Below are 7,251 nucleotides of genomic sequence, written 5' to 3' on the forward strand. Positions count from 1 at the left end.
AGTAGAAGCGTCAGATATAGAGCATTGCTAGAGATACTCACAAGTGAGAGGAGGTGGAGCGAGATAAAAAAGCTATTAGAGATCAAGGAGGGTAGAACTATAAATGATAGGACTCTCTACGAACATCTAAAGAGATTAATAGATCTATCTATAGTTGAGAAGAAAGACAATTCATATATAATATCAGACCCTATTTTACGAAAGGCAGTTCAACTTCTTTGAATATCCTCTATTGCTAACTATGATTAAGAGGTGGATAGGTATAATATGGTGTTTAGTGTATAGGGATTGGGGAAAGCCGTGATCTTGGTTCTCCACGCTCCGACAAGCCCTCATGTGGTTGTTGAGTTTGTGAAGACCTCATCTATTCTTAGAGATCTGAGGGATATCGTTGTTGTTATAACGAGGCCCGGTGGTCTCGCTGCTCAGAGTGGTGTTCCAGAGGCCTGGAGGCATGCTCATAAGAGTGGTCTTCCAATAGCTATTCTCCCTGAGCTATCTGATGCTATAGAGATCTATAGGCCCTCCGAGATATATATATTTTCAAGGAGTAGAGATTGGATAGACTTCAACGGAGTGGAGATCGGTAGAGACACAATGATAGTCTTCCCCTCTGGGGAGCAGCCACTTGGTAAGGAGGGGGTTGAGAGGGCTAGATATGTGGGTTTCCCAGAGTTCTCGAGAGACCCAGGGCCTATACAGAATCTAACCCTCGTGCTATATAGATACGCTAGGAGGGCCAGGGAAGGAGGTTCAAGCCTGTCTAGCGAGACAAGATAAGGTTATAAGGCTGCCCATGATGATACTCCTAAGAAAGGATCTAGGGTATAGGGTCTATGTGCTGAGGCTAGGCCATAGGGTTGAAAGGGATAAGAGGGTATCAACACACGTAGGGCTAGTTGCAAGGGCGTTCGGAGCATCTGGGATCATATATGCTGGGGATAGAGATGATGAGATGATGGGCTCCGTAATAGATGTTGCCAATAGATGGGGTGGAGATGGGTTCGAGGTAAGCTATACACAGAGCTGGAGGAAAACCATTGATGAGTGGAGAGCTAGGGGCGGATGTGTGGTTCATCTAACCATGTATGGTATACCAGTGGACGATGTGATCGAGATGATCAGGAGATGCAAAGACATATTGGTGATTGTGGGCTCTGAGAAGGTTCCGAGAGAGGTCTACGAGCTATCCGACTATAACGTATCCATAGGCTCTCAACCCCACTCAGAGGTTGCAGCCCTAGCAATATTCCTCGACAGGCTCTTTCAAGGGAGAGAACTCAGGATCACATATACAGATGCAAAAATAACTATAATACCATCGCCCAGGGGCAAGGTAGTCCTTAGCATAGATGGCATCAGAGAAGAGAAGACTCATCACAGCTCATGAGACCGTCGTTTCATCACTCCATATAATTAATATGTTACCAGAAATATTAGCAATAGCATCATGAATATTAAATATGATGTTCTAGATACACAGTTAGATCCCAGATCAACATGGTTCCACCCCTTAATAAACTCCTTAGAAGATATAGTTAGGTGCTTGGCTTGAGTGAATATAAATCCATATCGCCTGAGGAGGCTAGGAAAATGTTGAGAGAAAAGGGGCTCACAGGGTGGAGAATTGGTAGGGGTAAGGCGCCTAGGATCTATAAGAGGTATTTATTAAGGGATTTTGTAGATGCTGTTAACTTTATCAACTCTATAAGGGATGCTGCTGAGGAGCTGGGCCACCACCCAGATCTATGTATTGAGAACTATAACACAGTGAGGATCTTCCTCACTACACATGATATCAAGGGCCTCTCAACGATGGATATAGAGCTTGCTGAGAGGATAGAGAAGATATATAGGGGTATGAAGCGATAGACATAGATCTCCTAGCCCTGGGGATGGCTTTCAGCTGTGTAGTAGCTGGGGATAGCATGGAATAGGAGGCTAGCTATACATCGAGTTGATCTCCTATATAGCTATGCCATCATGGCTGAGGGCTTCCAACACAACCTCAGGGCTTACCTGGAGCTTTATAACCCTTGTCTTACCATATCTCCCCCTGTTGATCGTAACAGCACTTATGATCCCTACCATGTCTAGCTCAGATATTATATCGCTAGCCCTCCTCTGTGTAACTGGTTCAAGCCCGTACCTCCTAGCTATATCTCTATATGCTAGATAGACCTCCCCTGTGGTGGCCTCTCTACCCTCCTCCACAATCTTTAGCAAGGCATATAGGATGAGCTTGCTATGGGTGGGGAGAGTGGCTATGATCTCTGTAGCCCTATCCCTCTCTATCTCATTCCTAGCCCTATACACATGATCCTCTGTAACCCTTTCAGAACCCTCTCTATCGGCTATCTCCCCAGCAACCCTTAGGAGGTCAAGGGCTCTTCTAGCATCTCCATGCTCCCTCGCTGCGAGGGCGGCGCAGAGGGATATAACGTCATCCCCCACAGCCCCCTCTCTAAATGCTATTCTAGCCCTCTGCCTCAATATATCTCTTAGCTGCTCAGCATTATATGGTGGGAAAACCACCTCCTCCTCGCTAAGGCTACTCCTAACCCTTGGATCCAGCATCTCAACGAACTTTATATCGTTGGTTATCCCCACAATGCTTATCTTAGCCCTGGAAAGCTCCTCGTTAGCCCTTGTAAGCCTATATAGGATCTCATCCCCCTCCCTTTTAACCATATAGTCTATCTCATCAAGAACAGTAACTACTATCGATTGCCTTGCATCTATAACATTCATAACCCTCCTATATACCTCCGCTGTTGAGAGACCTGTAAACGGGATCTTAGCCCCTATCGCCTCGCCTATCCTCGATAAAACCCTATAGCTTGTGTTATCAACACGTGTATTCACATAGACCCAGTGGATCCTAACCCCCTTCTCGCTACCCTTCTCACTGAGCTTCCTCAGAACATATTTAGTAACAGCTGTCTTCCCAGTACCTGTTAACCCGTATATAAAGAGATTACTAGGCCTCACACCCTGGAGAGAGGCTCCAAGGACAAGGGCTACCTTCTCAATCTCCCTCTCCCTATGCGGCAGAGTCTCAGGAATATAGTCAGGCCTCAACACCTCCTTATTTATAAAAACCTTTGAGGTGGATATCCTATCTAGTAGGGAATCTATGCTGTTCAGATGAAACCCCATAATATCATGTGGAGACAAAACCTATTAGAAGGACGCCTAATCAATAATCCATATTTCCCATAGGGACTAGGTATTACAGTTATGATCCTTCTTGAGTTGCTCTATAGCTATAATAGAGGATATAGTCAACCTGACAGGAAAAATATTTTGCATCTAGAAGCCTTATATCCCCGGGGTAGGGATGAGGTTAGCTTGGTAGCTTTTGCAGAACCTATATCCTTTACTAGGTTGTAAAGATCTTCAGCTGATCTAATTAGTGGTGGGTATTAATATTAGTTCTCAAGCGATTCATAGAGTGGAGCTATATGCTGGTATATGAGCACATGATAAAGGATCCGGTGCATGGGTATATAGGTATAACATCTGTTGAGAAGTGTATAATAAATACAAGGGCTTTTCAGAGGCTTAGGAGGATACTCCAGCTCCCCACATCCGTCTATGTATATCCTGGGGCTACACATAGTAGGTTTATACATAGCATAGGGGCTATGCATATAGCTGGCGTCTTTGGTGAGAACATAGCTTCGAGATTCAAGCTTGCTGGGAGGGAGGAGGGTGCTAGGCTTGTCCAATATCTAAGGCTGGTTCTCCTGCTACATGATATAGGCCATGGACCATTCTCCCACAGCTTCGAGGAGAAGATCCTATATCCCATGAATACTAATCACGAGATAGTGGGATCTAGGATCGTTGAGAGCGATGATGAGATACTATCTTGCCTAGAAGAGAGCAGGGATCTGGGTTTCGATGCTAGAGATATATCGAGGGCTCTCACAGCTGTTTCAAGCGAGGACTGGCCCGTTTTAGGCTTCAGCGGTGTTGATCAGGATATGGAGAAGAGCCTCTTCTATGTCCTTAAAGGCCCCTTCTCAGCGGATCTACTTGACTACCTAGTTAGAGACTCATATTACACAGGGGCTGGCTATGGGCTGGGGATAGACTGGGTTAGGATTGCCAGGAACGCTGTGCCCCTTAGAAAGAGGCTTGGAATACTGGATAAGGCTGTTGATGCATATGAGCATGTCCTTATCTCTAGGTTCCATATGTTTGCCGCGGTCTATTACCATAAGACAACTAGGGCTGTAGAGCATCTAGTAGGAAGGGTTCTTGAGGAGAGCAGCGCCTATATAGACTATAAATCTATGGTTGAGGATCCAAGCAGGTATATAGATCTAGATGATACATATATACTAGGAAACCCAAGCATAAGAAAGCTCGAATCTTGCAAGATGCTGCTAAGCAGAAAGATACCCTATACAGTAGTTGAGGAGAAGAGGATCCAGATACAGAGGGGAAGCCCACTATCGCTCCTAGCGATAAACAGGAATCTTCTAAACAAGCTCCTCATAGAAGAGCTTGGGAAGGATTTCGAAGGAATAGTATATATAGATACACCCCATCTACCCCTAAACCCCATGCTCAAGGAGGAGGAGGTCCTAGTTATATCGGGGGACAGGCCGATTGTCAAGAGATTCGAGGAAATCAGCTTTGGAACCCTCTCACACAGTGTAGCAATTGTAAGGCTATATATGGATAAAGCCCACCTAGATAAGAGGGAGAGGGCTGTCAAGGTGTTCAGAGAAATCATGGAATCCAGCTCTGAAGAAACCCTGAGATCCTTTTACTAGGATTATCCAATACCTTCCAACATATAGTCAGTAAGATTGATCCGTTCTTGATCTATTATATCTGAAAGCACACCCCTTAAGATGGAGAGGTCTGGATTAATCACTATATGCTAATTTAAACCATAGATCCAGAGCATTTGATATGGCTTTAAGAATGAAACTAGTAAGGGGGGTCGCATTAATAACCCTATTTAAATGTAGCATAGAATATGGTGAGCAGCATGGGGCAGTTTTTGAGGAATATGCCTGAGGCAATAAAAATTCTCTATATACTCAGGCTTTTGGGGGGCTCTATAGAGGTGAAGGAGCTCCATAAACTGATTGACAGGCTTGCCAAGGTGGGGATATGCTGTAAGGAGTATAGGTTTGCCCACTACCCATGGGGGCCCTATTCAAGGGATCTTGAGGTTGATCTCGATATATTGAGGGCCTCAGGGCTGATCTCTATTATCAATGGCGGTGATGTGAGGAAAATTGCCTTGAGCGAGAGGGGGTCGGAGGTGGCGGGTAATCTCGAGAGGTTTTTAGACCCTGATTTTAGATCTAAGATCGATGCTATTGTAAGGAATATGAGGGTTAGATAGTTTGGCTATAGCCCTAGATATAGCTTTGCCAGCTCCTTATGTCCGAGGAGCTCTTGTGCAGGACCCTCATAGGCTATCCTACCGCTTACCAGTAGATAGGCTTTATCCCCTATCTCCAGAGCCGATCTTGCGTTCTGCTCTACAAGGATTATAGGGACCCTCATCTGATCCCTTATCTCCGCTATCTTGCCCAGGATAGCCTTAGCGAGTTTAGGGGATAGCTGTGCTGTAGGCTCATCAACCATTAGCACCCTCGGCCTCCTCGCCATAGCCATTGCAAGTGCTAGCATCTGCCTCTGCCCTCCTGAAAGCTGGTATGCCTTGTTCTTTGCCACGCTCTTAAGCTCTGGGAATAGCTCTAGAGCCTCTTCGATCTTATCCTCTACATCCCCCTTAACCGAGTATAGAGCCATCCTTATATTCTCAATAACAGTTAGATTTACAAATATATTATCCACCTGTGGTAGATATACCAGCCCCATCCTAGCCCTCTTATACGGTGGATATCTAGTTATATCCTCACTACCTAGATAGATCTTACCGCTATATAGTGTTGAAAGACCCATGAATGTCTTTAGCAGAGTTGATTTCCCAGAGCCGTTTGGGCCTACAACAACTGTTATCCCCTTCTCATGCGCCTCGAAGTCTATGTTGTGGAGTATATGTAGCCTTGCATAGCCAGCGTTTATCCCGATACCCCTTATCAACTCACCCACCTAGGTAGCTCTCTATCACCTGTGGATTATTAACAACATCCTCCGGAGATCCCCAAGCTATTACCTTCCCCCTATGCATGGCGTATACATGGTCTACATATTTAAGTGCTATATCCAGCCTATGCTCTATAGCCAATATAGTTACCCCTAGCTCTGATACTGCTTTCCTCATATACTCGAAGATCGTGTGTGCCAGTGTTGGAAGGATCCCTGCTATTGGCTCGTCCATTATTACCAACTTAGCCCCGTTCATCAGAGCCCTGCCTAGCTCGAGAAGCTTTAGCTGTCCTCCGCTGAGCTGGTATGCATAGTGATCCCATACCTTCTCTAGGTTTAGAAATCTGAGTATCTTGAAAGCCTTCTCAGCAACCTCGATCTCCTTCGAAACCCATGATCCCCTCCTTATATTATCTAAGATCGATGTTCTCGGGATGATCCTATCTGATATGAGGAGGTTCTCGAGAACAGTTAGCCTTAGAAATGGCTGTGGTATTTGGAATGTTCTAACAATACCCATCTCATTGATCCTATGGGGAGGTAGGCCCGTTATATCCCTACCCTCATATATAACCGATCCGCTCTGGGGTCTATAGACACCTGTTATCGCGTTTATTAGAGATGTTTTCCCAGATCCGTTGGGGCCTATTATCAACGTTATCTTCCTCCTAGGCACATCAATCGATACCCCATCAACCGCTTTCAGGGCTCCAAAGCTGAGGGTTAGATCTCTAGTCCACAGTATCTTATCCCCAGCACCCCTCTCCTCAGCAGAGCCCTTATCAACAGCCTCTGAGATCATAGCTCACACCCTAGAGATATATCCGATATATGGATTTTATCTGGTAGCATAAAAATGCTGTGTTGATTTGCATATAGATATTCTCTCTATGTTTTCTATAGAGCTAGATCCCTTAGATCCTCTATAGGCCTTGAAAGCCCGATCCTTCCGCTTGGTTCTCTCACCAGCGCTCCCCGATCTTCGAGAATCCTGATCAGATGATCCACGCTTATGTCATGATACGCGCAGAGAGCTATAAGGGCTTTTCTAGCCTGGGGCGTTAGGATCTCCTTGGGAGCCTCTTCAGCGCATCTCGCAACAGCCATAGCTATATCTATAACCTCCTCTATCGGGGCGTTGGTCTCTATATATCCCTCAGATGCACC

10 protein-coding genes are annotated in these 7,251 nt (G+C 45.4%); 6 read left to right on the forward strand and 4 right to left on the reverse strand.

The window, feature by feature from the left end; all coding sequences use genetic code 11:
* From QXE01_10525 to QXE01_10540, 4 genes are all read left to right on the forward strand, one after another.
* Window positions 1-222 (forward strand): hypothetical protein (locus QXE01_10525; GenBank protein MEM4971670.1); only part of this gene is annotated, 222 nt, incomplete at its 5' end.
* A gap of 78 nt (window positions 223-300) precedes the next feature.
* On the forward strand, window positions 301-780 hold the full coding sequence (locus QXE01_10530; protein MEM4971671.1) for a RecB-family nuclease: 480 nt from the start codon (window positions 301-303) through the stop codon (window positions 778-780).
* Between the two features lie 16 nt (window positions 781-796).
* Window positions 797-1,390: a tRNA (cytidine(56)-2'-O)-methyltransferase gene (locus QXE01_10535; protein ID MEM4971672.1), complete on the forward strand. Its 594-nt coding sequence runs from the start codon at window positions 797-799 to the stop codon at window positions 1,388-1,390.
* 161 nt (window positions 1,391-1,551) lie between these two features.
* Window positions 1,552-1,872: a 4a-hydroxytetrahydrobiopterin dehydratase gene (locus QXE01_10540; protein ID MEM4971673.1), complete on the forward strand. Its 321-nt coding sequence runs from the start codon at window positions 1,552-1,554 to the stop codon at window positions 1,870-1,872.
* Between the two features lie 93 nt (window positions 1,873-1,965).
* Here the strand turns inward: QXE01_10540 and QXE01_10545 are convergent, their stop codons facing one another.
* Window positions 1,966-3,159 (reverse strand): ORC1-type DNA replication protein, encoded by a 1,194-nt coding sequence (locus tag QXE01_10545; protein MEM4971674.1) that lies wholly within the window; start codon window positions 3,157-3,159, stop codon window positions 1,966-1,968.
* Between the two features lie 305 nt (window positions 3,160-3,464).
* On the opposite strand from QXE01_10545, the gene QXE01_10550 reads away from it, so the two are divergent.
* Window positions 3,465-4,787, forward strand: coding sequence for an HD domain-containing protein (locus QXE01_10550; protein MEM4971675.1), 1,323 nt, complete (start codon window positions 3,465-3,467; stop codon window positions 4,785-4,787).
* Window positions 4,788-5,008: 221 nt separating this feature from the next.
* The gene (locus QXE01_10555) at window positions 5,009-5,371 is read left to right on the forward strand and encodes a hypothetical protein (GenBank protein MEM4971676.1); all 363 of its coding nucleotides are present in this window, start codon (window positions 5,009-5,011) and stop codon (window positions 5,369-5,371) included.
* 5 nt (window positions 5,372-5,376) lie between these two features.
* Here the strand turns inward: QXE01_10555 and QXE01_10560 are convergent, their stop codons facing one another.
* The 3 genes from QXE01_10560 to QXE01_10570 all read right to left on the reverse strand — a co-directional run.
* Complete coding sequence (locus QXE01_10560; GenBank protein ID MEM4971677.1) at window positions 5,377-6,087, reverse strand: ABC transporter ATP-binding protein; 711 nt, start codon at window positions 6,085-6,087, stop codon at window positions 5,377-5,379.
* Window positions 6,080-6,886, reverse strand: coding sequence for an ABC transporter ATP-binding protein (locus QXE01_10565; protein MEM4971678.1), 807 nt, complete (start codon window positions 6,884-6,886; stop codon window positions 6,080-6,082). Before QXE01_10565 ends, QXE01_10560 begins: the two co-directional genes overlap by 8 nt.
* A gap of 95 nt (window positions 6,887-6,981) precedes the next feature.
* Window positions 6,982-7,251, reverse strand: a 270-nt coding sequence (locus tag QXE01_10570; GenBank protein MEM4971679.1) for a DUF2067 family protein, incomplete at its 5' end; no start/stop codon positions are given.

This window comes from Sulfolobales archaeon (genome assembly GCA_038897115.1).
Lineage (GTDB): Archaea > Thermoproteota > Thermoprotei_A > Sulfolobales > AG1 > AG1.

What these genes read in the sequence shown, in the direction of transcription:
- QXE01_10535 (MEM4971672.1), top strand. Translation starts at nt 797, where the DNA reads ATGATGATACTCCTAAGAAAGGATCTAGGGTATAGGGTCTATGTGCTG.
- QXE01_10545 (MEM4971674.1), bottom strand. Translation starts at nt 3,159, where the DNA reads ATGGGGTTTCATCTGAACAGCATAGATTCCCTACTAGATAGGATATCC.
- QXE01_10550 (MEM4971675.1), top strand. Translation starts at nt 3,465, where the DNA reads ATGCTGGTATATGAGCACATGATAAAGGATCCGGTGCATGGGTATATA.
- QXE01_10555 (MEM4971676.1), top strand. Translation starts at nt 5,009, where the DNA reads ATGGGGCAGTTTTTGAGGAATATGCCTGAGGCAATAAAAATTCTCTAT.
- QXE01_10565 (MEM4971678.1), bottom strand. Translation starts at nt 6,886, where the DNA reads ATGATCTCAGAGGCTGTTGATAAGGGCTCTGCTGAGGAGAGGGGTGCT.